Below are 24,420 nucleotides of genomic sequence, written 5' to 3'. Positions count from 1 at the left end.
TGAAAGGCGGGAACGTAAGGGTTTGTTCTTTTCAGACGACCTTTTGTAGGCTTGGGGTGTGGCAATTTGTTTATAGTGGATTAACTTTAAACCAGTACGGCGTTGCCTCGCCTTAGCTCAAAGAGAACGATTCTCTAAGATACTGAAGCACCAAGTGAATCGGTTCCGTACTATCTGTACTGTCTGCGGCTTCGTCGCCTTGTCCTGATTTAAATTTAATCCACTATACAAACCCCGATGGGCAATATTCATGGTCAAGAGTTTTTAGGATGCGGCTTTTCCGTTTTGCCGTTCACTTTCTTTTTGGGCAGGATAAAGTGCATTTTCAAACCATTCGGCTTGATGTTTTCAGCCATGATTTTGCCGTTGTGCTGCTCCATGATGTGTTGGGTCAGGGCAAGGCCTAAGCCGGTACCGGGTTTGCTGGCGCTGGAGTCGGCACGGTAAAAGGCGGTGAAAATGTGCGGCAGTTGCATTTCGTCCACGCCGGGACCGTTGTCGGTAACGTCCACAATCCAATGCTTGCTATCTTGTCCGATGTTGACGCGGATGGTGCTGCCTTCGGGACTGTAATTGATGGCGTTGCGGATAACGTTGTCAAACGCGCGGTACAAATAGCCTTCGTTGGCGCAGACCGTGGCATTTTCGGGGATTCTGGGTTCGACCGAAAGGGTAACGGTTTGTTTGTTCTGCTGGGCGATGCTTTGGTTGTCTTCCACGATGTTTTTCAGGAAGGGGACGAGCTTCAGGCTTTCTTTTTCCAACGGGATGTTGGATGTTTCCAAACGGGAAAGCGTCAGCAATTCGCCAACCAAGGTATCCATGCGGGTCAATTCGCCTTCCAGCCTTTTCAGGTATTGTTCCTGCTTTTGCGGCTGCGCCTGAATCAGTCCGACGATTGCCTGCATACGCGCCAAAGGTGAGCGCATTTCGTGGGAGACGTGGTGCAGCAGGTGGCGTTCTTTGGCAACGAGTTTTTCCAGTTTTTCCGCCATTTTGTCGAACTGGATGGCAAGGTGGGACAATTCGTCGTCACGGTCGTCCACTTGCTGGGAAATACGGGTTTCAAGTTCGCCGTTTGCTACCCTGTCCATACCGCTGCCCAAAATTTTGATGGGCTTGGTAATGTTACTGGCGAGGATGTACGCCATCAGCAGACCGACGACGATGATGAAGGACAGGATGATGAATTCGTGCCAAATCGGGGCGAGCGGCAGGCCCGGGATAAAGAGCGGGCTGGGCAGGCGTTGCGCCTGATGGCTGTCCCAACCTTTGATAAAGAAGAGGTATTCTTCGCCGAAACGGTCGTATTCGATGTGCGCCAAATCGGAATTGGGATTATTGATGGCAAATACGCGGGCGCGTTCGATGGTGTGGTTGTCGATGTTGCGGTCGAGGATGTCTTTTTTCTCGTCGCCCAAAATGACGTAAACGGAATTGGAGACGGGGCTGTCTTCCCATTCCGCCAAAATTTCGCGCGCACCGCTGTCCCCGCGCGCCCTAAAGGCGGAGAGGATGCTGTTCATCAAAGTGGTTTCGATGGTGCGGCGTTGGTTGAATTGGTTTTCGGCGAGGGTATTTTGCACCAGCCAAAAAGAAAAACTCGCCACAAAGATTGCGCAGACGATGACTGCGCAAAATGTGGCGAAGATGCGTTGAAACAGTTTCATTGATCTGTTTTATCTTTAGTTTTTAACAAACAGGTAGCCCAAGCCCCGTACGGTCTGAATCAGCGAGGCATCGCCCAGTTTGTGGCGGATGCTGGAGATGTGGACGTCGATACTGCGGTCGAATTTTGCCAGTTTGCGGTCAAGCGCTTCGATGGACAAAGTTTCTTTGCTGACAACTTGTCCGGCGTGGCGCATCAGGACTTCGAGCAGGTTGAACTCGGTGCTGGTCAGTTCGAGCGGAGTGTCTTTGATGGTCGCCTGACGTTTGGCGGGGTACAGGACGACGTCGCTGACGGAAATGCTGTTTGGCGCGTTGTTCGGCTCGCCGCTTTGTTGCGCACGGCGCAGGATGGCGTTGATGCGTGCCAACAGTTCGCGCGGGGTGCAAGGTTTCGGAACATAGTCGTCCGCACCCATTTCCAATCCGATGATGCGGTCGATGTCGTCGCCTTTGGCGGTCAGCATGATGATGGGAACGGTGCTTTGGGAGCGGACGTTTTTCAATACGTCCAAGCCGTTCATTTTCGGCATCATGGAGTCTAATACGACGACATCGTACTGGCCGGTCAGGATTTCGTGTACACCGGCTTCGCCGTCCGGAACGCTGTGGACGTTCAATCCTTCGGCGGTGAGGTATTCGGTGAGCAATTCAGTCAGCAAAGCGTCGTCATCTACGAGTAATACGCGACTCATGGGATTTCCTTTTCGTGATTGTATGCGCTGCGCAAACCCGAAATAAATGGGTGCGGCGGATAGTGATGGCTAATCTTAACACGCATTTTGAGTTTTTTGATAGCTTGTTTTCCTATGCTTTTGCGCTTTTTTGCATTGCAGGGACGCTGTCTTTACATTTTCAGACGACCCCTGTACCAAATCCCCAAAATATACGCCGGATACGCGCCAAACGGGCGGCAAAATGATGCCGGTAAAGGCTGTGTTCGAGAAAGAACGGAGGGATTCTATAGTGGATTAACTTTAAACCAGTACGGCGTTGCCTCGCCTTGCCGTACTATCTGTACTGTCTGCGGCTTCGTCGCCTTGTCCTGATTTAAAGTTAATCCACTATAAAACAGGTCGTCTGAAAACGTATTCAGCTTTCAGACGACCTGTTTGATGTTAGAATGATTGCTTGTATTTATGAATGAATCACAAGGGGCTTGTCGATATGTCCTTATCCATTGACGAACAGCTTTTGCCGCACCGCAATGCCATCGATGAAATCGATGCCGAGATTTTGCGCCTATTGAACGAGCGCGCAGGCCATGCGCACGCCATCGGCGAATTGAAAGGAACGGGCGCGGTGTACCGTCCTGAGCGCGAAGTCGCGGTATTGAGGCGGATTCAGAGTTTGAACAAAGGCCCGTTGCCTGACGAATCCATCGCAAGGCTGTTTCGCGAAGTGATGAGCGAATGCTTGGCGGTGGAGCGTCCGCTGACGATTGCCTACCTCGGCCCGCAGGGAACGTTTACCCAGCAGGCAGCCATCAAACATTTCGGCCATGCCGCCCATACCGCCGCATTTCAAACCATAGACCAGTGTTTCCGACAAGTTGAAACGCGGCAGGCGGATTATTTGGTCGCGCCGGTTGAAAACTCGACCGAAGGCTCGGTCGGACGCACCTTAGACTTATTGGCAGTAACCGCATTGAAAGCCTGCGGCGAAGTCATTGTCCGCATCCATCACAACCTTTTGCGTAAAGGCACACACGGAATTGGGCGGTATCACAAAAGTCATCGCACACGCCCAAGCGCTGGCGCAATGCAACGACTGGCTCGGACGCAACCTGCCCAACGCTGAACGCATCGCCGTTTCCAGCAACGGAGAGGCGGCAAGGCTGGTGGCAGAATCAGACGACCCCAGTATCGCCGCTATTGCAGGGCGTACCGCAGCCGATATTTATCATTTGAACTATGTCGCTGAATGCATCGAGGACGAGCCGAACAACACCACGCGCTTTTTGGTCATGGGGCATCAAGATACAGGCAGCAGCGGTAAAGACAAAACCTCGCTGGCAGTCTCCGCACCCAACCGCGCCGGCGCCGTCGCCGCGCTGTTGCAGCCGTTTACCGAATCGGGTATTTCCATGACCAAGTTCGAAAGCCGCCCGAGCAAATCCGCGCTGTGGGAATACCTGTTCTTCATCGACATCGAAGGACATCAAAACGACGAAAAAGTCCAAAACGCACTGCGGCTCTTGAGTGAACGCGCATCGTTTGTCAAGGTCATCGGGTCCTATCCGGCAGCCGTTTTGTGATGTAACGGGAATAAAGAAGGTCGTCTGAACATTCAGACGACCTTTTTTGCTAAACAAGGGTCGTCTGAAATATTGAACGCGTTTTTTCAGAACCAATCAGACTTCGGTATGGATGCCGCGCTTTTTAAAGGATGCTTTTACACGCTCATGCCAGTCTTTGATAAACAGCGGCACAGTTCTTTTGAACAGCAGGCATAAAATAAAGACGGGCACAAAGCCGATTTTTTATAAAATGCCGTCTGAAATTTCAGACGGCATTTGGTCTATTAATATTTAGGCAAAGCGCAACCTTCCGGAGTGGTAATTCTGCACTGTGTTACACCTGCGGCTGTATGGCATTGATTTAATGCATTAGCTTCGGCACGACCAAGATCATCTACTCCATAGAAAGTTTTCCATTTGCCTTTATATCTGCCTTGTGCAACTGCAAGACAGCCGTTTCTAACCCATTTTGCAACTACACATGGGGCATTGCTCCCTCCTTGTTCACAGGTCTTGATGGCTTGTCTTTTGGCTGCCTCAAGTGAATCCATATCCATTGCACCACCTGAAATACCTGTTTTAGGATTGATTGCCCATGCTAAATATTTTGAAGGAACATTGATATTAACAATTTCCGTAGGCTGTTTTCGTTGGTGCTGACGAGATGACGCACAGTTGGGATTGTAGCCATACTGACATAATGCCGAATTGTTTTGCAATGCGCCTCTGGTTGCATCATAAGTGGGATCAGCTGCATAAACATTAAGGCTAGTCAGTCCTAACAATACAAAAAATAATTTTTTCATTACAAGTCCAATCTTTTGTTTTTTAAAAATTTTAATATTTAAATGTAGAAATACTAGGATGGCTTACTTCCTTTGCCGGGTTGTTTCATGGTGTCTGTGGTCGTGATGTTGTCTATGAAATATTATATTACTTATTCAATTTGCTGCGTTTTTTCAACATGACCATTCCATTGGGCAGCCCACTCTTTCAATAAACAGTGGCGTTTTTCAAATGTCCGACGCAAAGTCGGCAATCCGATTAGCCAGTCAACCGTTTTCCCCAGCCCGAAAGTAAATTCCACCGTATCCGTTACACAAGTACGCCCTCCGGAAGATTTGAATTCGTGCGTATGGCGGAAGGAGCGGTAAATCCCTTCCAGCATCAGGTCGGTAAACGATTGGTTCGGCTCAAGCGAAATGATTTCGGCGCGATGCCGCAACCAAATCCCGCAAACTCTGTATCTGAAATCCAAAATATCTCCCCGCGCCCAGTATTCCTTTTCCGATAACCATTGCACGTCAAACGGAAACTGACAGGCAAATCCGTGTCGGGAAGTACAGTAGCGGAATATCGGTTCGAGCGGCGCATCCAGCCGGACGCTGCGGGTGTAAGTCAGCATGATATCGACCGTTGTGGGCAAAGATGGGGATGTTGATAAGAGTGGTGCGGTCGGTATCAGTTCATAAATTGCATTGAACGGCGTGATTTGGTGTTGATAGTAGAATAAAGGTCGTCTGAAAATTTTCAGACGACCTTTATGATAAATCGCGGCGGTAGGTTCAAATTATTCTTGGCTGATGGGTTCGAAGCCCGGGCAGTCCTCATTGTTTTTGGAATTGCTTGCCCAGAAGATGCCGTCGCTGTTGAGATAAACGGAGCAGGTCTCGGTGGACTTGTATTCGTCTGTGGGTTTGGCTTCGAGGATGTATCTTGAGGAAGCGGAGTTTACGATTTTTTTATCGTTGTCGTCCGGACCTTCGAAGTTGAAGATGGAGATATTGAAATATTGGTTTTGAACCAAGGGGGGCAAGGCGGGATTGCCTGCTTCGGCTTTTACGGTCGCATGCTGGGCGTAGTAACGCTCGAGGTTTTGGGCGTTGATCAGCAGCTCGGAGCGGACGCTTTCCAAGCGTGTTTTGCGGACGTAGCGTTGGTAAGAGGGATAGCCGATCGTCGCTAAAATCGCGATGATCAGGACGACAACGAGTAGCTCGGGGAGAGTAAAACCTTGTGATTTGTTTTTCATAGTAAGTGTCATTGTGTTGTTATATTTATCATGCCGGGTCGTCTGAAAGGTTCGGGGAGGCGGCCGTTGTTGGGTTTGATGGATGTTGAATTATAGTTCTTTTCTCTTGTTTTGAATGTTTGGATAAATATTGAGATTGGGAAAATATGTAAATACGTTGAAATATTCTGGAAAAGGGTTTTGATTATTTCTATGTAAAACAATAAGTTAAATTTTAGTTTGGTCGGTTATTGTCTTGGCTGGAGTAAATGCTTGCAGTAAAATCTGCCCGTTTTCAGCGTTTTCGGCGGATAAGTGTTGGGATTATGCGACATGAATCGGGTGCCGGATTGAACAGATGAAATGGATGAATCAGAAAGTCAGTTATGGCAAAAATCATTAATAAATGGACGGTTGGAATAACGGTTGCTGCGGTGCTTGGGTTTGCTGCGTGGTCTTATTTCCAGCCCGAACCTCAAACTTCTTACATCACGGAAACGGTCAAACGCGGTGACATCAGCCAGACGGTATCCGCTACGGGCGAGATTTCGCCGTCGAATCTGGTGTCGGTGGGCGCGCAGGCTTCGGGGCAGATTAAGAAGCTGTATGTCAAGCTCGGACAGCAGGTTAAAAAGGGCGATTTGATTGCGGAAATCAATTCGACCACTCAGGTGAACACGCTGAATACGGAAAAATCCAAGCTGGAAACGTATCAGGCGAAATTGGTTTCTGCCGAAATTGCGCTGAACAGCGCGGAGAAGAAATATAAGCGCGAGGCGGCTTTGTGGAAGGAAAACGCGACGTCCAAAGAGGATTTGGAAAGTGCGAAGGATGCGCTGGCCGCGGCTAAGGCAAACGTTGCCGAGCTGAAGGCTTCCATCAAGCAAACCAAAATTTCCATTAATACCGCCGAATCGGAATTGGGCTATACCCGCATTACTGCGACGATGGACGGTACGGTGGTGGCGATTCCGGTGGAAGAAGGGCAGACGGTGAATGCGGTGCAGTCCACGCCGACGATTATCCAATTGGCGAATCTGGATACGATGTTGAACAAAATGCAGATTGCCGAAGGCGATATTACCAAGGTCAAAGCGGGGCAGGATATTTCGTTTACGATTTTGTCCGAACCGGATACGCCGATTAAGGCGAAACTAGACAGCGTCGACCCAGGCTTGACCACGATGTCGCTGGGCAGCTATACCACCAGCACGGACACGACTTCCAATGCGATTTACTACTACGCCCGCGCTTTGGTGCCTAATCCCGACGGCAAACTTTCTATCGGTATGACGACGCAGAACACGATTGAAATCAACGGCGTGAAAAACGTTTTGCTCGTGCCGACGCTGACGATTAAAAAACACGACGGCAAATCGTTTGTCAGCGTTTTGGGCGCGGACGGTAAAGCTTCGGAACGCGAGATTACGGTCGGTCTGAAAGACAGTATGAATACCGAAGTGAAAAGCGGTTTGAAAGAAGGCGACAAGGTGGTGATGTCGGAAATGAGCGCGGCGGAGCAGGCTGAAGCGGCGCAACGCGCCATGCAGGGCGGTCCGCCGAGATAAATAGGCAATAGGTCGTCTGAAAGTTTTGTTTGTTAGCAAAATCCTCCTTTCAGACGACCTTTCCACTCCATACATCATTATCGGTCGGAAACACTTATGAGCTTAATCGAATGTAAAAACATCAACCGCTACTTCGGCAGCGGCGCGAACCGCGTTCATGTTTTGAAAGATGTCAGCCTGTCGATAGAGAAGGGCGATTTCGTCGCCATCATCGGGCAGTCCGGTTCGGGCAAATCCACGCTGATGAACATCCTCGGCTGCTTGGATAGCGCGACTTCGGGTTCGTATCAAATCGACGGCATCGAAACCGCCAAAATGGAGCCGGACGAATTGGCGGCATTGCGGCGTGAACGCTTCGGCTTTATTTTCCAACGCTACAACCTTTTGGGTTCGCTGACGGCGCGGGACAACGTCGCCCTGCCTGCCGTGTATATGGGCATGGGCGGCAAAGAGCGTTCCACGCGTGCGGAAAAACTGTTGCAGGATTTGGGTTTGGAAGGCAAGGAAGGCAACAAGCCCAGCGAACTTTCCGGCGGCCAGCAGCAGCGCGTCTCCATCGCCCGCGCCCTGATGAACGGCGGCGAAATCATCTTCGCCGACGAACCGACCGGCGCGCTCGATACCGCTAGCGGCAAAAATGTGATTGAAATCATCCAAAAGCTGCATAAAGAAGGACATACCGTGATTATGGTTACACACGATCCCGGTATCGCCGCCATCGCCAACCGCATCATCGAAATCCGCGACGGCGAAATTATTTCCGACAGTTCAAAAAATCCCGAAATCCCCGAAAGCAAAATAGAACGCATCAAAGAAAAATCTTCGTGGCTGTTTTATTACGACCAATTCGTCGAAGCCTTCAAAATGTCGGTGCAGGCGATTATGGCGCACAAAATGCGCTCGCTTCTGACCATGCTCGGCATCATCATCGGCATCGCCTCGGTCGTGTCCGTCGTCGCTTTGGGCAATGGTTCTGAGAAAAAAATCCTCGCAGACATCAGCGCGATGGGGACGAATACCATCAGCATCTTCCCCGGGCGCGGCTTCGGCGACAGGCGCAGCGGCAGGATTAAAACGCTGACCATTGACGACGCCAAAGTCATCGCCAAACAAAGCTACGTCGCTTCCGCCACGCCGCAGACCACCTCCGGCGGCACGCTGACCTACCGCAATACCGACCTGACCGCCTCGCTGTACGGCGTGGGCGAACAATATTTCGACGTGCGCGGGCTGAAGCTGGAATCAGGCCGCCTGTTTGACGAGGGCGATGTGAAAGAAGACGCGCAAGTCGTCGTGATTGACCAAAACACCAAAGAAAAACTCTTCGGCACGGATGTCGATCCGTTGGGCAAGACCGTACTCTTCAACAAACGCCCGCTGACCGTCATCGGTGTGATGCAAAAAGAAGAAAACTCTTTTGGCAATTCCGACGTATTGATGCTCTGGTCGCCCTATACGACCGTGATGCACCAAATCACCGGCGAGAGCCACACCAACTCGATTACCGTCAAAATCAAAGACGACGCCAACACCCAAGTCGCCGAAAAAGGACTGACCGAGCTGCTCAAAACGCGGCATGGTACGGAAGACTTTTTCATGAACAACAGCGACAGCATCAAGCAGATGGTTGAAAGCACCACCGGCACCATGAAGCTGCTGATTTCCTCCATCGCCTTGATTTCGTTGGTGGTCGGCGGCATCGGCGTGATGAACATCATGCTGGTGTCCGTAACCGAGCGCACCAAAGAAATCGGCGTGCGCATGGCGATTGGCGCGCGGCGAAACAACATCCTGCAACAATTCCTGATTGAAGCGGTCTTAATCTGTATTATCGGCGGTTTGGTCGGGGTAGGGCTGTCCACTGCCATCAGCCTCGTGTTCAACCAATTCGTTACCGAATTTCCGATGGAAATTTCCATCGGCTCTGTTATTGGCGCGGTTGTCTGTTCCACCGCCATCGGCGTAGCGTTCGGTTTTATGCCCGCCAACAAAGCCTCCAAGCTCAATCCGATTGATGCTTTGTCTAAAGATTAAGTTTTCAGACGACCTCCAAACCTAAGGGGTCGTCTGAAAACCCCGTTTGGCTATTGTCATCATAATGAACATACACACACCGAGGAAAACCGAATGATTACCCTGCATGTATTGGCACAATCCCGCGCCCTGCGCATCGTCTGGCTGCTCGAACTCATCGGCGCACCGTATCAAATCAAAACCTACGCGCGCCATCCCGAAACCCTGCTCGCGCCCGACGAACTCAAAGCCGTTCACCCGCTGGGCAAGTCTCCCGTTATCGACGACGACGGATTCGTGCTCAACGAAAGCGGCGCGATTACCGACTACCTGATTCAAACCTACGGCGGCGGACGCTTCATGCCCGAACGCGGCAGCCAAGATTACTGGCATTACCAACGCTGGCTGCACTATGCCGAAGGTTCGCTGATGCCCTTGCTTTTGCTCGGTCTGGTGTTCCGCAAAATAGAAAACGCCCCCATGCCGTTTTTCGTCAAACCCGTTGCACGCAAAATCAGCGGCAACGTCAAAAACGGCTTTATCGAACCGCAAGCCTCCCTGCATCTTGCCTATGTCGAAAACGAATTAAACGGCAAAGACTGGCTGGTCAACAACCGGCTCAGCGGCGCCGACATCATGATGAGTTACCCGCTGCAAGCCGCCGCCGACCGCTTCGGATTGGCGGACTATCCCAACATCCGCGCCTATTTGCAGCGCATCGAAAACGACCCCGCCTATCAAACGGCGGTACAGAAAGCAGGCGGCCCGCTGCTGCGTTTGGATAAATAAGGTCGTCTGAAAAAGCAAAAGTCGGGTCAGAACCCGACGCAATACCGAACACACGATTCACACAATACATTGCGAAAACAGCCCGAGCGTCGTCCGAATCCGCAACATATAGTAGATTAACTAAATCAGGACAAGGCGAGGCAACGCCGTACTGGTTTAAAGTTAATCCACTATATTTCAGACGACCCCTCCCGAAACAGGCATCTTCAGCCTTCAATACAAGGAAACCTATGGACGTTTACGCAACATACACAGCCTATCCGCAAAGCGGCATCGAACAAATCAAAACTTCCTCCGGCACCCCCGCCGCCGTATCCGAATGCAGCGCAGGCAAACTATGGGACGCGCTGCATTTCATCCTGACCGGCAAAGGCTCGGACGATGCCGACGCGGCAAACCCGTTGAGCAAAGCCATTATCGGCAACATCCTGCGGCAGGACGAAGAAGCGGGCGAACACACCGGCTGGATCGACGATACCGAAACCGCCGAAGTAGCCCAAGCCCTGAACCAAGCCGATTTCGCCGCGCTGCTCGACGGTAAAGCCGCAGCAGATTTTCAAAACACCCAAATCTACCCCGATATTTGGGGCGATGAAAAAGCCTTTGCCGAAACCCGCGCAGAATTGACGCAGCGGTTTAAAGAACTTGCCGCGTTCTACCAAGCCGCCGCCGAACAGCATTGCGGCGTCGTGGTCAGGATTTCATGATTTCAGACGACCTTTTTGAATGGGAAGAGGTCGTCTGAAAAACGGATTCAATGGCGAAAGGTACATGAATAATTGATTTAATTGAATTTTATTGAAATGAGTAATACGAATTACGTTTGTTTTTCCTGCCGCACCGCCGTGCGCCGTCCGAAACGCTATTTCCACCCCCAAGACAGCAGTTCGCCCCGTTGTTCGCAGTGTTCCAAGCCATGTGTGGAGCTGTCGGATAGAATTCCGCTTCCGTCAAAACATAAAACCAAAGAATGGCAGAAGTTGCAGCAGGATTTGTGGCGGCAAAAGTGGCAAATATTGGAGAGACAGCAACGCTCTAGAGTCAGGTATAAGCATGAACTCGAACACGAAGCCGATCGGTTGGAGCGTAAACTGCAAGAGCCGATGCATCCGCAAACTGCCAAACAATTAAAACGTCTTCTGAAAAATTGTTTGAAGAACTTAGAACAAATCAAATGACCGAGCAAGAACTGGTGCGCCGTTTCCATCAGGCTTTAACCGATATTTCCGCCCTTGCGGAAGCCATTGGCGAACTGCATTGGAAAAGGGCTTTTTTCGACAAGGCGGTGCGGACGCTTGAAAACGAATCCCTGCCTTTTGAAGAACGTTTGGAGCTTGCCTGCGAACAAAGCCACGTTTTCGGCGGCATGGGTTCTTGGAATGATTCCCCGCCGTTCTCCGCCCACGAACACGGATTGTTTGATGAGTTTGAGAAGACCACTTCGGCTTTGTATGAAATACGTTCGACGGCAATGGTGCATTTAAGGTGGAAGAGCGGAAAGTAGCGTGGGCTTCGTCCGCGAAAACAAGTTTATCCATCCGATTGCAGGTTTTCAGACGACCTACAAACCAAAGGCTGAAACATGAACCCCGACAAAGTACAACGAAGCAAGCTGAACACGCTGACCGACCTGCCCAATGTCGGCAAAGCCGTGGCGGAGGATTTGGCTTTGCTCGGCATCACGCAGCCGCAGGATTTGGCGGGGCAGGACGCTTACGAAATGTACGACCGCCTGTGCAGCCTGACCGCAACCCGACACGATCCCTGCATGATCGATATCTTCCTGTCGCTGGTTGATTTTATCCAGGGAAACGAACCAAAGCCGTGGTGGCATTTTACGGAACAGCGAAAAGCGTTTTTAGCCGATAAATAAACGCAGCCGATGAGATTGTTCAGACGACCTCGCTACCTTTCAGGTCGTCTGAAACCTTAAACCGAAAGACACAACATGCAGAAAAAACCTTTTTTTCAGACGACCTTATCCCTGTCGCTCGCCCTTGCCTTAAGCGCGTGCGCCGTCCACAGCACCGACAAAAACCTCACGCTCGAATCGACGGGGCAGGTCATGAGCACGGCGGAAACCGCCGAACGCTACGACGTGAACGGCAATTGGTGGGAAATCTACCAAAGCCGGCAGCTCAACGCCCTGATGGCACAGGCTTTGGAAAACAATATCGATTTGAAACAGGCGGCCATCAGCGTCAATAAAGCCCTGTATCAGGCGAATATTTTGGGGGCGGATTTGGTGCCGTCGTTCAGCGGCTCGTTGAGTGCGTCCACATCCAAAAACCTGAAAACCGGCAGCCACGGCAACACCTTCAGCAGCCAGCTCGGCTTGAGCTACGAATTGGATTTGTGGCGCAAACTCAGTGCCACCGCCGACGCGCAAGTCTGGGAATACCAAGCCACACGGCAGGATATGGCGAACACGCGCCTGACTTTGATCAACAATGTCGCCGACGCCTATTTCAATATTGCCTATCTCAACGAAGCCATTGAATTGGCGCAGAAATCCCTCAAGCAATATCAGGAAATCAACCGCATTGCCGATGCCAAGTTCCGCTACGGCAGAGCCGATTCCAGCCAGCCGACGCAGGCGAAACAATCACTCTTGAGCGCGCAAAACAACCTGATTTCCCTGAAAAACAGCCTCGACACGCAAAAACAGGTTTTACGCAACCTGCTCAACCTCAAGCCGAACGAGGCCATCGCCGCCGACCCCGCGCAATACCGCCTGCTGCCCGTCAAAGGCGTGAACCTCGACGTACCGATTACCGTGTTGGCGAACCGCCCCGACCTGCGCGCCGCCGAATACCGCTTGCAATCCTCGCTCCAATCCGTCGAAGCGCAAAAACGCAGTTGGTATCCCTCGATTACATTGGGCGCGAGCTTGAGCACGTCGTCTGAAAAAGCCAAAAGCGCGTTCAATATCCCGCTGCTGGGCGGCTCCGCCACCATCAACCTGCCGTTCCTCAACTGGCAGACCATGAAGTGGAAAGACAAAACCGCCCAAGCCAATTTCGACAGCGCCAAACTCGACTTTGAAAAAGCCCTGACCACCGCGCTGAACGAAGTCAATACCAATTACCTCGCCTACCAAAACGCCCAAGCCGCGCTTAACAATCAAGAGCAGCGTTACGCCTTGGACAAGAAAAACAGCCGCTACTACCAAGTGCGCTACCAACACGGCAAAAACGAGCTGAAAGACTGGCTGGAAGCACTGAACACGGAATACAGCTCTGCCCAAAACGTGTTGAACCAGCGGTATGAGACGCTGAAATACGAAAACATGGTGTATAAAGCGATGGCGGGGCGTTATACGCCGAAGTAGGGCGTTTGGCTCGAGAGGTCGTCTGAAAACTGAGAAAAACGGTTTTCAGACGACCTTTTTGACGGCTTGTCGGAAACAAGCCAGTGTGCAGTAAAAACGTCGGTAATGTCCCGCCGCGGTTTAAATTTGCTGTAAAAATCGAAACGCATCGGAAAAGCAAAGAATTTGAGTTTGGATATCGTTTTTTAGAAATTCGAATTTTATTGAAAATAGCTTTATAAACAAAAGGATATGTGCTTTTTGTGGAATTGTTGGATGCAATCGCGTATAATTTTGCGATTGTTTTATTCTGCAATTTCAGGCAGTAAATTGTCTGGGATGCTTATAGGAGCCCAATACCATGATGATATTATATTCAGGCATTACATGCCCGTTCAGCCAACGCTGTCGCTTCGTCCTGTACGAAAAAGGCATGGATTTTGAAATTAAAGACGTTGATATTTTCAATAAGCCCGAAGATCTTGCCGTAATGAATCCGTATAACCAAGTCCCCGTTTTGGTTGAACGCGATTTGATCCTCTATGAATCCAATATCATCAATGAATACATAGACGAACGCTTTCCCCATCCGCAACTGATGCCCGGCGACCCCGTGATGCGCGGCCGCGGACGATTGGTTTTGTTCCGCATGGAAAAAGAGCTGTTCAGCCTGGTGCATGTATTGGAAAACCCGAATTCCACCAATAAAGAAATGGCGAAAGCGCGCGAAGCTATCGGCAACGGTCTGACCATGCTCGCGCCTGCGTTCACCAAAAACAAATACATTCTCGGCGATGATTTCTCAATGATTGACGTGGCGTTGTCCCCATTGTTGTGGCGTCTCGACCATTACGACATCAAACTCGGCAAATCTGCCGCACCATTGCTGAAATACGCCGAACGTATCTTCCAACGCGAAGCCTTTATCGAAGCCATGACCCCCGCTGAGAAGGCAATGCGCCGTTAAAGGCCGAAAGGATTCATCATGACGACATCTACCAAGCCTTATCTGATTCGCGCTTTGTACGAATGGTGTACGGACAACAATCAAACGCCGCACATTGTCGCATGGGTAAACGAACATACCCGCGTCCCCATGCAGTATGTTCGCGAAAACGAGATTGTCCTCAATATCGGACCGACTGCCAGCCATAATCTGAACATCGACAACGATTGGATCAGCTTTTCCGCCCGCTTTGGCGGCGTAGCGCACGATATTTGGATTCCGGTCGGACACGTTGTCAGCCTGTTTGCCCGAGAAAGCGGCGAAGGCATGGGATTTGAAGTCGAACCCTATGAGCCTTCCGATAAAGAACAACCGGAACGGGAAACTGAAAACAAACAAGAAACCGATGCGCCGGCAAAATCCGGTAAGGTGTTGAAGTTTGTGAAATAGGTTGGAAATGTAAAAGGTCGTCTGAAATTAAGTTTTCAGACGACCTTTTTGTGTTCATCGGGAAGGAGGAGGAGTATTTCAAAAGTGTGCTCTAGTTTAGTAAGTTTAAACTTTCAGACGACCTCTCGGAGATTTCAGGTAAACATTGATTTAATCCGATATAATTTATTCCATTCAACACTTTTTATCCGATAGGAGAACCTCATGTACCGTCCTGCCGTCTGCTTCACATTGGGAGAAGCTGCTGCTACCACGGCCTATCAAAGCAAAATAGGCGGTACGCCCTACCTGCCAAAAAATGCCGAATATCCGTATCACGCCGAGAAAAAGCATCCGTTGACTCTGGTGGCACAAATCAACTTTTCCGAAGTGCCGCCGTTGCCCGGTTTCCCCGAGCGTGGCATCTTGCAAGTTTTTGTTGATGGGCTGGATTACGGCTTAGGTAACGACTTTGAAAATCTGTCGGAACAAGCCGGATGGCGCATTATGTACTATCCCGAATTATTGCCCGAGAGCGAATTGCAAACCGATTTTTCCGCTTATCAGGCAACCGATTCAGAATGTCTGCCGTTTTCTGGGGAGTTTCCGCTGATTTTCCAAGCGGCAAGCGAAGAGGAGGAAGATGCAGATTTCAATAAATCTCAAGGGCATAAAATCGGCGGTTCTCCGATTTTTCTTCAGGGCGACCCGTTTCTTGAGTGTGATGAAGACGCTGATTTTGACGATCCCGCTACCATCACTTGTTCTGATTGGCGCAAATACATCCTGCTGTTGCAATTAGACACTGATATCAATGAAAAAGACCGCTATACTGGAAAACTGATGTGGGGCGACTCCGGTGTGGCGAATTTCTTCATTACGCCCGAAGATTTGGCTAAACGCGATTTCAGCCGTGTGGCATTTGTGTTTGATTGTTGTTAAATGCCCGATCAGCCATCTTTTATAATGCTCCCAAACAAAAAGGTCGTCTGAAATTAAGTTTTCAGACGACCTTTTTGTGTGTCAAACCGCTGTTAGGAAACAACTTCGCCTTGGGTGCGTTGTTTGTCGATGCTGCGGTTGATGTGCCATTGTTGGGCGATGGTCAGGAGGTTGTTGACTACCCAGTACAATACCAGACCGGCAGGGAAGAAGAAGAACATGGCTGAGAAAATCAGCGGCATGACTTTCATCATTTTTGCCTGCATCGGGTCGGTCGGCGGCGGGTTGAGGAATGTTTGGGCAAACATGGTTACCGCCATAATTACGGGCAGAATGTAGTAAGGGTCGGAACGGCTAAGGTCGGTAATCCAGCCCAGCCAAGGTGCCTGACGCAATTCTACGGAGGCAAACAACGCCCAGTACAAGCCGATGAAGACGGGGATTTGCAACAGCATAGGCAGACAGCCGCCCAGCGGGTTGATTTTTTCGTCTTTGTAAAGCTGCATCATGGCTTGCTGTTGCGCCATACGGTCGTCGCCGTATTTTTCTTTGATGGCTTGCAGTTTGGGCGCGGCGGCGCGCATTTTTGCCATCGAGCGGTAGGATGCGTTGGTCAGCGGGTAGAGTACGGCTTTGACGATAATGGTCAAAACGATGATTGCCCAGCCCCAGTTGCCGATAATGTTGTGCAGTTGGTTCAGGAGCCAGAAGAGGGGGGAGGCGAACCAGTGTACTTTGCCGTAGTCTTTTGCCAGTTGCAGGTTGTCGGCGATATTGGCGATGACGGATGTGGTCTGCGGGCCGGCGTAGAGGTTGATGGAGGCTTCGGATTTCGCGCCGTTTTGGATGGCGGCAAGGGGAACGCTGACGCTGGTGCTGTACAGGTTGTCGTTGCGGCGATTGATGTCGATACGGCAGTCGCCGGCGGCGCAAACGCTTTGTCCGCCTTTGGGCTGGAGGATCCAAGTGGACATGAAGTGGTGTTCAATCATACCGAGCCAGCCGGTTTGGGTTTTGCGGGCGTATTCGGCTTCGTTTTTGCCTGATTTGGCATCGTCGTCCAAGTCGGAGAAGCTGACTTTTTGGAATTTGCCTTCAGGGGTGTAAACGACGGGGCCGAGGTAGGAATGGGTAAAGTAGCCTTGACCTTCAGGTTCGCTGCGGTCGCGCACGATGCGGTAGTCCGCGCTCAGGTTGGCAGGCTTGCCGCTGGTGTTGGTGATGTCGAAACGGACGTTGACGAGGTAGCTGTCTTTGGTAAAGGTATAGACTTTGTCGATTTTCAGTCCGTTTGTTTCCGGCGCGCTCAGGCGGACTTCGATTTTGTCGCCGTTGAGGCTGTATTGTTTTTGCGCTGCGGTAAAGTTGACGCCTTTCAGGATGTTGTTGCCTTGTGCGTCTAAAAGCTCGGACTGGGCAACGTAGGTGTATTCTTTGCTGTCGTTAAACAGGGTGAAGGGTTTGTTTTCGTCGCCATTTGCTTTGTATTTGAGCAGGGTCATTTGACGCAGGTCGCCGCTTTTTTCGTCGATGACGGCTTTGACCGTGTCGGTTGTTACGGTAATCGGCGTTGCGGGGGCGAGTGCGGCTTCAGCGGCAGCGGTTGCGGCGGTTTGCTGCTGTTGCTGCGCGGCTTGTTGTGCCGGATTGGGTTTGGGGCTGGGGAAGAAATGTTCCCAGCCGGCATAGATTGCCAGCGAAATGGCAAAAAATGCTATAAATCTTTTAAAATCCATAAGAGATTCCTGGAATTGACGGGTATGTAATGGAGATGAAAACTGCTTCAGACGGCATTATATAGAAACCGACGGGAAATTAAAGGAAATCAAGTTATCCGAATGATTCGGATTACGGGACGGGGTCGTGTCCGTGTCCGCCGAAAGGGTGGCAGCGGGCGATGCGTTTGAGGGCGAGCCAGCCGCCTTTGAATGCGCCGTATTTTTTGACTGCCTCGACAGCGTATTGCGAACAGGTCGGGGTATAGCGGCAGCGCGGCGGTATCAGCGGGCTGACGGCGTATTGGTAAAAACGGATCAGCGCGAGGATGAATTTGGACAACAGGGTATTCATCAGCGTTTGCGCATGAGTTGCGCCAATTGGTTTCGGGCTTCGGCGGCATTTTGCCGGTTGAATGCCAGGCGGACGCGTACGACGAAATCATGTGGCGGCAGGCTGTTTTTGTTCAGCCTGAACCAATCGCGGATGACGCGCTTCATGTAGTTGCGTTCATGCGCGCGTTTCGCTGTTTTTTTGCTGACGACCAAGCCGAGCCGCGGATGGTTCAATCCGTTGTCGGCAGATTGGGAAACTTGCAGCAAATCGCGGCTGCGTCGGTTTTTGAACGCAAAAACGGATGAAAAATCATCCGTTTTTAATAAGCGGTACTGCTTTCCGAAGCGGTAGTCCAAAATTACACTGCCAAGCGTTTGCGGCCTTTGGCGCGACGGGCTGCCAATACTGCGCGACCGCCGCGGGTTTTGGAGCGGACCAGGAAGCCGTGGGTACGTTTGCGTTTGGTAACGGAAGGTTGATAAGTGCGTTTCATGATGTTTCCTAAAAAATCGGTAGATAAATAAACCGTGAATTACACTCTAATTTTCTGCTTTTGTCAATCTCGGTTAAGTAAATGGTTATGGCGCGCGGGGTGGTTTGGTTTGCGGATTCGCGTGGCGCTTTGTGGATAAAATTTCCGGCGGGTTGTGGATAAAGTTTGGCGGAGTGGGTATAATCGGCACTTCCTGTCCCTTTGTCGGGCGATAGGTCGTCTGAAAATGTTGATATGGATTTATCGTGATGATTTTCCGAAAATAATTTCATTGTATTTTCAGACGGCGTCCGGTTTGGCGGATAGGGTTTGTGCGGTATTTGCGACACTTTTTCCGTCGGGCTGAAACCGCATTTCCAAAGGCTGCAATTTCCGACGGTTTCTCTCCGTTTCTTTCCAACGATTTCCACGACTCGAGCTTATTCATGACGCTAGCAGAATTTTGGCCGCAGTGCCTCCGCCGACTTCACGATATTTTGCCTGCCGGGCAGTTCGCGCAATGGATTGCGCCCTTGACCGTGGGCGAGGAAAACGGCGTGTGGGTGGTTTACGGTAAAAACCAGTTTGCCTGCAATATGCTCAAAAGCCAGTTTGCCGCCAAAATCGAAGTGGTGCGTGCGGAATTGGCTCCGCAGCAGGCAGCGTTTGCGTTTAAAGCTGGCGTGGGGCAGCATTATGAGATGGCGGAAAATGCGGGGGCGGTTGCGCCTGAACACGCTGCGTTGACCGAAGAAATGCCGAAAGCGGACGCGCAAGAATCTTTTTCGGACGGGACGTCGTCTGAAAACTCAGACAAACCCTCCGTTGTGAAAACGGCGGCGGACATTTTGGCGCAGCGCATGAAAAACCTGCCGCACGAAAACAAGCAGCCTGCCGCTGCGCCCGCAGAATCCAAAGCCGTTGCCAAAGCCAAAACGGAAGCGCAACGCGATGCGGAAGAAGCGCGTTACGAACAGACCAATCTGTCGCGCGACTACACATTCGATACTTTGGTAGAAGGTAAGGGCAACCGCCTTGCCGCCGCCGCCGCCCAAGCCATTGCAGAGAACCCGGGGCAGGGCTACAACCCGTTTTTCCTGTACGGCAGCACGGGTTTGGGTAAAACCCACTTGGTGCAGGCCATCGGCAACGAACTGCTGAAAAACCGTCCCGACGCCAAAGTGCGCTATATGCACTCAGACGACTATATCCGCAGCTTTATGAAGGCGGTGCGCAACAATACTTATGATGTGTTCAAGCAGCAATACAAACAATACGACCTGCTGATTATCGACGACATCCAGTTCATCAAAGGCAAAGACCGCACGATGGAAGAATTCTTCTATCTGTACAACCATTTCCATAACGAGAAAAAACAGCTCATCCTCACTTGCGACGTATTGCCTGCCAAAATCGAAGGTATGGACGACCGCCTCAAATCGCGTTTCTCATGGGGTTTGACTTTGGAACTTGAGCCGCCCGAGCTGGAAATGCGCGTGGCGATTTTGCAGAAAAAGGCAGAAGCGGCAGGCATCAGTATTGAAGACGAAGCCGCATTGTTTGTTGCCAATCTGATTCGTTCCAACGTGCGCGAACTGGAAGGCGCATTCAACCGTGTCAGCGCCAGCAGCCGCTTCATGAATCGTCCTGTTATCGACATGGATTTGGCGCGTACGGCTTTGCAGGACATCATTGCCGAAAAACACAAAATCATTACCGCCGACACCATTATCGACGCGACTGCTAAATATTACCGTATTAAAATCAGCGATATACTCGGCAAAAAGCGCACGCGCAATATTGCCCGTCCGCGTCAGGTTGCCATGAGCCTGACCAAAGAGCTGACCACCCTCAGCCTGCCGTCCATCGGCGACGCTTTCGGTGGACGCGACCACACGACCGTCATGCACGGCGTGAAAGCCGTAGCAAAACTGCGCGAAGAAGATCCCGAGTTGGCGCAAGATTACGAAAAACTCCTGATTCTGATTCAAAACTGAGTCAGAACCGGCTTTCAGACGACCCCTCTCTTAAAAGGTCGTCTGAAAACACAAATACACTTTGATTTTAACGGCGGCGAATCAACCATCTCGTCCGCCGAACCCGATTCAAAAACACCCGAAATAACCGATTCAAAAGGAATTGACCATGCTGATTTTACAAGCCGACCGCGACAGTCTGCTCAAGCCGCTGCAAGCCGTTACCGGTATCGTCGAACGCCGCCATACCCTGCCCATCCTCTCCAACGTCCTGCTCGAAAGCAAAGACGGTCAAACCAAACTCCTGGCGACCGACTTGGAAATCCAAATCAACACAGCCGGCCCCGAAAGTCAGGCGGGCGACTTCCGCATCACCACCAACGCCAAAAAATTCCAAGACATCCTGCGCGCCTTGCCCGACAGCGCCATCGTTTCGCTCGACTGGGCGGACAACCGTCTGACCCTGCGTGCAGGCAAATCACGCTTCGCCCTGCAAACCCTGCCTGCCGAAGACTTCCCGCTGATGAGCGTCGGCGAAGACATCAGCGCAGCGTTTTCCCTGTCGCAGGAGACTTTCAAAACCATGCTTTCACAAGTCCAATACAGCATGGCAGTACAAGACATCCGCTACTACCTCAACGGCTTGCTGATGCAGGTTGAAGGCAACCAACTGCGCCTCGTCGCCACCGACGGCCACCGCCTTGCCTACGCCGCCAGCCAAATCGAAGCCGAGTTGCCCAAAACCGAAGTCATCCTGCCGCGCAAAACCGTTTTGGAACTCTTCAAACTGCTGAACAACCCGTCCGAACCCATCAGCGTCGAGCTGCTCAACAACCAAGTACGCTTCCAATGCAACGGTACGACCATCGTCAGCAAAGTCATCGACGGCAAATTCCCCGATTTCAACCGCGTCATCCCGCTGGACAACGACAAAATTTTCCTCGTTTCACGCACCCAACTTTTGGGCGCGCTTGAACGTGCCGCCATCCTTGCCAACGAAAAATTCCGCGGCGCGCGCCTGTTCCTGCAACCCGGCCTCTTGAGCGTCGTGTGCAGCAACAACGAGCAGGAAGAAGCCCGCGAAGAACTCGAAATCGCCTACCAAGGCGGCGAACTCGAAGTCGGCTTCAACATCGGCTATCTGATGGATGTATTGCGCAACATCCATTCCGACGATATGCAGCTCGCCTTCGGCGATGCCAACCGCTCGACCTTGTTTACCGTACCGAACAACCCGAACTTCAAATACATCGTTATGCCGATGCGCATTTGATACAGCGGTTGTTTTGAAATGAATAAAAAGGTCGTCTGAATAATTGGAAAGTTTAAGGTTATGAATTTTTTTAGAAAAACCATCTTTTTTCTGGTTGTCTTATCGATCTTGGCTGCCTGCGGTTCGTTCGTCTCACAATATGTTTTAGGAATGGACCCTTGCGTTTTATGTATTTTGCAGCGCTTGTCGGTTTTGGCGGTCGGATTGGTGGCTTTGACGGCAGCCTTTTTCCGTCAGGCTTCTAAGATTGGCAGACTGTTCAGCGCCTTGTTGGTCAGTGTGCCTGCGGTTTATGGCGCGGGTGTTGCGGCCTATCAATTGTGGCTGCAAAGCCTGCCGCCGGGCAGTGCGCCGTCCTGCGGTGCGCCGTGGACTTTCCGTTTGAAGGATTGGCCGCTGTTTGACTGGTTTGAACCAATTGTGCGCGGCTTTGGCGATTGTGCCGTACCGGACTATCTGCTGGGTATTGCACTGCCGTACTGGAGCATCGCCTATTTTGGCTTTGTGATTGTATTGGTGTGGTTTGCCTGGTTCAAAACCAAATAGCCGCAAAGATGAAAAGGTCGTCTGAAAACCGAAAATATGGTTTTCAGACGACCTTTGTTGTATTTGGTAACTATATGTTCCCGTTGTATAATCGCGGGTTTTCAATTCAATAATATAGTGGATTAACTTTAAACCAGTACGGCGTTGCCTCGCCTTAGCTCAAAGAGAACGATTCTCTAAGGTGCTGAAGCACCAAGTGAATCGGTTCCGTACTATCTGTACTGTCTGCGGCTTCGTCGCCTTGTCCTGATTTAAAGTTAATCCACTATAAATACACAGGAACCACCATGACAGAATCCATCACCCGCGACAGTATGCAGTACGATGTCGTGATTGTCGGCGCAGGCCCGTCGGGTTTGTCCGCCGCCATCAAACTCAAGCAGCTTGCCGAAAAAAACGGGCGCGAAATCAGCGTTTGCGTGGTGGAGAAGGGTTCTGAGGCGGGTGCGCATTCGCTGGCGGGGGCGGTCATTGATCCGATTGCGCTGAATGAGCTGATTCCCGACTGGAAAGAAAAAGGCGCGCCGCTGACGCGCGCGGTAACGCAGGACAAAGTGTTGTTCCTGACCGAGAAAAAAGCGTTCAATCTGCCCGTTACCCCCAATTTTGACAATCATGGCAACTACATCGTCAGCTTGGGCGAAGTCGTGCGCTGGTTGGCGGAGCAGGCGGAAAATATGGGCGTGGAAATCTATCCGGGCTTTGCCGCCGCTGAAGTGCTGTATCACGAAGACGGTTCGGTCAAAGGCATTGCGACCGGTAATATGGGCGTAGGCAAAGACGGCGAGCCGACCGACAGTTTCCAGCCAGGCATGGAGCTTTGGGCGCAGCAAACTCTGTTTGCCGAAGGCTGCCGCGGTTCACTTTCCAAGCAAATTATCGAGCGTTTCCAACTCGACCAAAACAGCCAGCCGCAAACTTACGGCTTGGGCATCAAAGAGATTTGGGAAGTGTCGTCTGAAAAACATCAGCCAGGTCTGGTTATACACAGCGCGGGCTGGCCGCTGGACAGCAAAACCTACGGCGGCGCGTTTGTTTACCATTTCGACGACAACAAAGTCGCCGTCGGTTTCGTGGTCGGTTTGGACTATCAAAACCCTTATCTGTCACCGTTTGAAGAGTTCCAACGTTTCAAAACCCATCCCGAAATCCGCAAAACCTTCGAAGGCGGCCGCCGCATCGCTTACGGCGCGCGTTCGCTGATTGAAGGCGGTCTGCAAAGTCTGCCGAAGCTCTCGTTCAAGGGTGGCGTTTTAATCGGCGATGCGGCGGGTTTCCTGAATATGCCGCGTATCAAAGGCATCCATACGGCCATGAAATCCGCCATGCTTGCCGCTGAAGCCGTGTTCCCCTTGTTGGAAAACCTCGAAGAAGTGGAAAGCTTCGACAGCGGCAAAGAGGCGGCGGATTATCAGCAACGTTTCGAACAAAGCTGGCTGTATCAAGAGCTTTACGCCGTGCGTAACGTCCGTCCGTCATTCAAATGGGGCGTTTACCTCGGCTCGCTTTATACCGGCATCGACCAGATGATTTTCAGAGGCAAGGCCCCGTGGACCTTGAAACATCACGGCAAAGACAACGAGCAGCTCAAAAAAGCCGCCGCGTGCAAGCCGATTGATTATCCGAAACCCGACGGTGTGTTGACCTTCGACCGCTTAAGCAGCGTCTTCCTCGCCAATCTCGCGCACGAAGAAAACCAGCCCGACCATTTGGTGCTGAAAAATCCGCAAACGATGATAGACGTGAATTACAAAGAATACGCCTCGCCCGAAACGCGCTATTGTCCGGCCGGGGTGTACGAAATCGTCGAAGAAAACGGCAGCCCGCGCCTGCAAATCAACGCCGCCAACTGCGTCCACTGCAAAACGTGCGACATCAAAGACCCGACGCAAAACATCACTTGGATTTGCCCCGAAGGCGCAAGCGGACCGAATTACGGCGGGATGTAGGCTTTAGTTGCAGCGGGCTTGTCTAAATGGGACAAGTCTCTGTCGTATCAGATAAAAAAGGTCGTCTGAAAATCTTGGTTTAAGGTTTTCAGACGACCTTTTGGGTTTTTCAGGGAGCGGGCATTAACAGAATATCGTTGATTTATAGTGGATTAACTTTAAACCATTACGGCGTTGCCTCGCCTTAGCTCAAAGAGAACGATTCTCTAAGGTGCTGAAGCACCAAGTGAATCGGTT

Annotated in this window: 24 protein-coding genes and 2 pseudogenes; 16 read left to right on the top strand and 10 right to left on the bottom strand. The window is 51.2% G+C overall.

The genetic code is table 11. The features are described from left to right. Positions 1–165: 165 nt before the first annotated feature. The 3 genes and pseudogenes from HMPREF1028_RS15545 to misR form a co-directional block, all read right to left on the bottom strand. Positions 166–228: pseudogene (locus HMPREF1028_RS15545) on the bottom strand (transposase); the annotation flags it as partial. A 26-nt stretch (positions 229–254) separates the two neighbouring features. Next, positions 255–1,670, bottom strand: a complete 1,416-nt coding sequence (locus tag HMPREF1028_RS08325; protein WP_003758036.1) for a HAMP domain-containing sensor histidine kinase — start codon at positions 1,668–1,670, stop codon at positions 255–257. A gap of 15 nt (positions 1,671–1,685) precedes the next feature. After that, the gene (misR, locus tag HMPREF1028_RS08320) at positions 1,686–2,363 is read right to left on the bottom strand and encodes a two-component system response regulator MisR (protein WP_003740839.1); all 678 of its coding nucleotides are present in this window, start codon (positions 2,361–2,363) and stop codon (positions 1,686–1,688) included. A 472-nt stretch (positions 2,364–2,835) separates the two neighbouring features. On the opposite strand from misR, the pseudogene pheA reads away from it, so the two are divergent. After that, a pseudogene (gene pheA / locus HMPREF1028_RS08315) lies at positions 2,836–3,925 on the top strand (prephenate dehydratase). A 266-nt stretch (positions 3,926–4,191) separates the two neighbouring features. Here pheA and HMPREF1028_RS08310 read toward each other — a convergent pair. The 3 genes from HMPREF1028_RS08310 to HMPREF1028_RS08300 form a co-directional block, all read right to left on the bottom strand. Further along, a complete protein-coding gene (locus HMPREF1028_RS08310; RefSeq protein ID WP_009312348.1) occupies positions 4,192–4,713 on the bottom strand; it encodes a DUF4189 domain-containing protein in 522 nt (173 codons plus the stop codon). Positions 4,714–4,844: 131 nt separating this feature from the next. Beyond that, complete coding sequence (locus tag HMPREF1028_RS08305) at positions 4,845–5,312, bottom strand: CDP-paratose synthetase (RefSeq protein WP_009312347.1); 468 nt, start codon at positions 5,310–5,312, stop codon at positions 4,845–4,847. A 165-nt stretch (positions 5,313–5,477) separates the two neighbouring features. Then, positions 5,478–5,939, bottom strand: coding sequence for a type IV pilin protein (locus HMPREF1028_RS08300; protein ID WP_009312346.1), 462 nt, complete (start codon positions 5,937–5,939; stop codon positions 5,478–5,480). Between the two features lie 365 nt (positions 5,940–6,304). On the opposite strand from HMPREF1028_RS08300, the gene HMPREF1028_RS08295 reads away from it, so the two are divergent. The 11 genes from HMPREF1028_RS08295 (at position 6,305) to HMPREF1028_RS08245 (ending at position 15,915) form a co-directional block, all read left to right on the top strand. Beyond that, complete coding sequence (locus HMPREF1028_RS08295) at positions 6,305–7,486, top strand: efflux RND transporter periplasmic adaptor subunit (protein WP_003758056.1); 1,182 nt, start codon at positions 6,305–6,307, stop codon at positions 7,484–7,486. A gap of 96 nt (positions 7,487–7,582) precedes the next feature. Further along, the gene (locus HMPREF1028_RS08290) at positions 7,583–9,520 is read left to right on the top strand and encodes a MacB family efflux pump subunit (RefSeq protein ID WP_009312345.1); all 1,938 of its coding nucleotides are present in this window, start codon (positions 7,583–7,585) and stop codon (positions 9,518–9,520) included. A gap of 93 nt (positions 9,521–9,613) precedes the next feature. Further along, positions 9,614–10,288 carry a glutathione S-transferase gene (locus tag HMPREF1028_RS08285; RefSeq protein WP_009312344.1) on the top strand — a complete coding sequence of 225 codons (675 nt, stop codon included), beginning with the start codon at positions 9,614–9,616 and terminating at the stop codon, positions 10,286–10,288. A gap of 230 nt (positions 10,289–10,518) precedes the next feature. Further along, positions 10,519–10,995, top strand: coding sequence for a DUF1877 family protein (locus HMPREF1028_RS08280; RefSeq protein WP_009312343.1), 477 nt, complete (start codon positions 10,519–10,521; stop codon positions 10,993–10,995). Positions 10,996–11,091: 96 nt separating this feature from the next. Next, positions 11,092–11,466, top strand: coding sequence for a hypothetical protein (locus tag HMPREF1028_RS08275; protein ID WP_009312342.1), 375 nt, complete (start codon positions 11,092–11,094; stop codon positions 11,464–11,466). Continuing rightward, on the top strand, positions 11,463–11,792 hold the full coding sequence (locus tag HMPREF1028_RS08270; RefSeq protein WP_009312341.1) for a hypothetical protein: 330 nt from the start codon (positions 11,463–11,465) through the stop codon (positions 11,790–11,792). Before HMPREF1028_RS08275 ends, HMPREF1028_RS08270 begins: the two co-directional genes overlap by 4 nt. Positions 11,793–11,870: 78 nt before the next feature. Beyond that, complete coding sequence (locus HMPREF1028_RS08265) at positions 11,871–12,161, top strand: helix-hairpin-helix domain-containing protein (protein ID WP_009312340.1); 291 nt, start codon at positions 11,871–11,873, stop codon at positions 12,159–12,161. A 75-nt stretch (positions 12,162–12,236) separates the two neighbouring features. Further along, positions 12,237–13,619, top strand: a complete 1,383-nt coding sequence (locus HMPREF1028_RS08260; RefSeq protein ID WP_009312339.1) for a TolC family protein — start codon at positions 12,237–12,239, stop codon at positions 13,617–13,619. A 340-nt stretch (positions 13,620–13,959) separates the two neighbouring features. Further along, positions 13,960–14,565 (top strand): glutathione S-transferase N-terminal domain-containing protein, encoded by a 606-nt coding sequence (locus HMPREF1028_RS08255; RefSeq protein ID WP_003762636.1) that lies wholly within the window; start codon positions 13,960–13,962, stop codon positions 14,563–14,565. 18 nt (positions 14,566–14,583) lie between these two features. Further along, positions 14,584–14,994: a ClpXP protease specificity-enhancing factor gene (locus tag HMPREF1028_RS08250; RefSeq protein ID WP_009312338.1), complete on the top strand. Its 411-nt coding sequence runs from the start codon at positions 14,584–14,586 to the stop codon at positions 14,992–14,994. A gap of 204 nt (positions 14,995–15,198) precedes the next feature. After that, on the top strand, positions 15,199–15,915 hold the full coding sequence (locus HMPREF1028_RS08245; protein WP_009312337.1) for a YwqG family protein: 717 nt from the start codon (positions 15,199–15,201) through the stop codon (positions 15,913–15,915). Positions 15,916–16,007: 92 nt separating this feature from the next. On the opposite strand, the gene yidC is transcribed toward HMPREF1028_RS08245, so the two are convergent. The 4 genes from yidC to rpmH form a co-directional block, all read right to left on the bottom strand. Continuing rightward, positions 16,008–17,651 carry a membrane protein insertase YidC gene (gene yidC / locus HMPREF1028_RS08240; protein WP_009312336.1) on the bottom strand — a complete coding sequence of 548 codons (1,644 nt, stop codon included), beginning with the start codon at positions 17,649–17,651 and terminating at the stop codon, positions 16,008–16,010. A 112-nt stretch (positions 17,652–17,763) separates the two neighbouring features. Continuing rightward, positions 17,764–17,985 carry a membrane protein insertion efficiency factor YidD gene (gene yidD, locus HMPREF1028_RS08235; protein WP_003758087.1) on the bottom strand — a complete coding sequence of 74 codons (222 nt, stop codon included), beginning with the start codon at positions 17,983–17,985 and terminating at the stop codon, positions 17,764–17,766. Then, positions 17,985–18,323, bottom strand: a complete 339-nt coding sequence (rnpA, locus tag HMPREF1028_RS08230; RefSeq protein ID WP_003758090.1) for a ribonuclease P protein component — start codon at positions 18,321–18,323, stop codon at positions 17,985–17,987. The genes yidD and rnpA overlap by 1 nt, the downstream gene beginning before the upstream one ends. Before the next feature lie 2 nt (positions 18,324–18,325). Then, a complete protein-coding gene (gene rpmH / locus HMPREF1028_RS08225; protein WP_002214728.1) occupies positions 18,326–18,460 on the bottom strand; it encodes a 50S ribosomal protein L34 in 135 nt (44 codons plus the stop codon). A gap of 425 nt (positions 18,461–18,885) precedes the next feature. Here rpmH and dnaA point away from each other — a divergent pair, with 425 nt between their 5' ends. From dnaA to HMPREF1028_RS08205, 4 genes are all read left to right on the top strand, one after another. Further along, positions 18,886–20,436, top strand: a complete 1,551-nt coding sequence (dnaA, locus tag HMPREF1028_RS08220) for a chromosomal replication initiator protein DnaA (RefSeq protein WP_009312334.1) — start codon at positions 18,886–18,888, stop codon at positions 20,434–20,436. 148 nt (positions 20,437–20,584) lie between these two features. Continuing rightward, complete coding sequence (gene dnaN, locus HMPREF1028_RS08215; RefSeq protein ID WP_003758101.1) at positions 20,585–21,688, top strand: DNA polymerase III subunit beta; 1,104 nt, start codon at positions 20,585–20,587, stop codon at positions 21,686–21,688. Positions 21,689–21,748: 60 nt separating this feature from the next. After that, positions 21,749–22,234 carry a disulfide bond formation protein B gene (locus tag HMPREF1028_RS08210; RefSeq protein WP_009312333.1) on the top strand — a complete coding sequence of 162 codons (486 nt, stop codon included), beginning with the start codon at positions 21,749–21,751 and terminating at the stop codon, positions 22,232–22,234. A 287-nt stretch (positions 22,235–22,521) separates the two neighbouring features. Further along, on the top strand, positions 22,522–24,183 hold the full coding sequence (locus tag HMPREF1028_RS08205; RefSeq protein WP_009312332.1) for an electron transfer flavoprotein-ubiquinone oxidoreductase: 1,662 nt from the start codon (positions 22,522–22,524) through the stop codon (positions 24,181–24,183). The last annotated feature ends 237 nt before the right edge of the window (positions 24,184–24,420 follow it).

The organism is Neisseria sp. GT4A_CT1 (assembly GCF_000227275.1).
Lineage (GTDB): Bacteria > Pseudomonadota > Gammaproteobacteria > Burkholderiales > Neisseriaceae > Neisseria.
The sequence above is the reverse complement of the archived record's forward strand: the minus strand, read 5'-3'. Positions and strand labels throughout refer to the sequence as shown.

Bases quoted from the DNA above. Each gene is read 5' to 3' on its own strand.
- HMPREF1028_RS08325 (WP_003758036.1), bottom strand. From the start codon at position 1,670: ATGAAACTGTTTCAACGCATCTTCGCCACATTTTGCGCAGTCATCGTC.
- misR (WP_003740839.1), bottom strand. From the start codon at position 2,363: ATGAGTCGCGTATTACTCGTAGATGACGACGCTTTGCTGACTGAATTG.
- HMPREF1028_RS08310 (WP_009312348.1), bottom strand. From the start codon at position 4,713: ATGAAAAAATTATTTTTTGTATTGTTAGGACTGACTAGCCTTAATGTT.
- HMPREF1028_RS08305 (WP_009312347.1), bottom strand. From the start codon at position 5,312: ATGCTGACTTACACCCGCAGCGTCCGGCTGGATGCGCCGCTCGAACCG.
- HMPREF1028_RS08300 (WP_009312346.1), bottom strand. From the start codon at position 5,939: ATGAAAAACAAATCACAAGGTTTTACTCTCCCCGAGCTACTCGTTGTC.
- HMPREF1028_RS08295 (WP_003758056.1), top strand. From the start codon at position 6,305: ATGGCAAAAATCATTAATAAATGGACGGTTGGAATAACGGTTGCTGCG.
- HMPREF1028_RS08290 (WP_009312345.1), top strand. From the start codon at position 7,583: ATGAGCTTAATCGAATGTAAAAACATCAACCGCTACTTCGGCAGCGGC.
- HMPREF1028_RS08285 (WP_009312344.1), top strand. From the start codon at position 9,614: ATGATTACCCTGCATGTATTGGCACAATCCCGCGCCCTGCGCATCGTC.
- HMPREF1028_RS08280 (WP_009312343.1), top strand. From the start codon at position 10,519: ATGGACGTTTACGCAACATACACAGCCTATCCGCAAAGCGGCATCGAA.
- HMPREF1028_RS08275 (WP_009312342.1), top strand. From the start codon at position 11,092: ATGAGTAATACGAATTACGTTTGTTTTTCCTGCCGCACCGCCGTGCGC.
- HMPREF1028_RS08270 (WP_009312341.1), top strand. From the start codon at position 11,463: ATGACCGAGCAAGAACTGGTGCGCCGTTTCCATCAGGCTTTAACCGAT.
- HMPREF1028_RS08265 (WP_009312340.1), top strand. From the start codon at position 11,871: ATGAACCCCGACAAAGTACAACGAAGCAAGCTGAACACGCTGACCGAC.
- HMPREF1028_RS08260 (WP_009312339.1), top strand. From the start codon at position 12,237: ATGCAGAAAAAACCTTTTTTTCAGACGACCTTATCCCTGTCGCTCGCC.
- HMPREF1028_RS08255 (WP_003762636.1), top strand. From the start codon at position 13,960: ATGATGATATTATATTCAGGCATTACATGCCCGTTCAGCCAACGCTGT.
- HMPREF1028_RS08250 (WP_009312338.1), top strand. From the start codon at position 14,584: ATGACGACATCTACCAAGCCTTATCTGATTCGCGCTTTGTACGAATGG.
- HMPREF1028_RS08245 (WP_009312337.1), top strand. From the start codon at position 15,199: ATGTACCGTCCTGCCGTCTGCTTCACATTGGGAGAAGCTGCTGCTACC.
- yidC (WP_009312336.1), bottom strand. From the start codon at position 17,651: ATGGATTTTAAAAGATTTATAGCATTTTTTGCCATTTCGCTGGCAATC.
- yidD (WP_003758087.1), bottom strand. From the start codon at position 17,985: ATGAATACCCTGTTGTCCAAATTCATCCTCGCGCTGATCCGTTTTTAC.
- rpmH (WP_002214728.1), bottom strand. From the start codon at position 18,460: ATGAAACGCACTTATCAACCTTCCGTTACCAAACGCAAACGTACCCAC.
- dnaA (WP_009312334.1), top strand. From the start codon at position 18,886: ATGACGCTAGCAGAATTTTGGCCGCAGTGCCTCCGCCGACTTCACGAT.
- dnaN (WP_003758101.1), top strand. From the start codon at position 20,585: ATGCTGATTTTACAAGCCGACCGCGACAGTCTGCTCAAGCCGCTGCAA.
- HMPREF1028_RS08210 (WP_009312333.1), top strand. From the start codon at position 21,749: ATGAATTTTTTTAGAAAAACCATCTTTTTTCTGGTTGTCTTATCGATC.
- HMPREF1028_RS08205 (WP_009312332.1), top strand. From the start codon at position 22,522: ATGACAGAATCCATCACCCGCGACAGTATGCAGTACGATGTCGTGATT.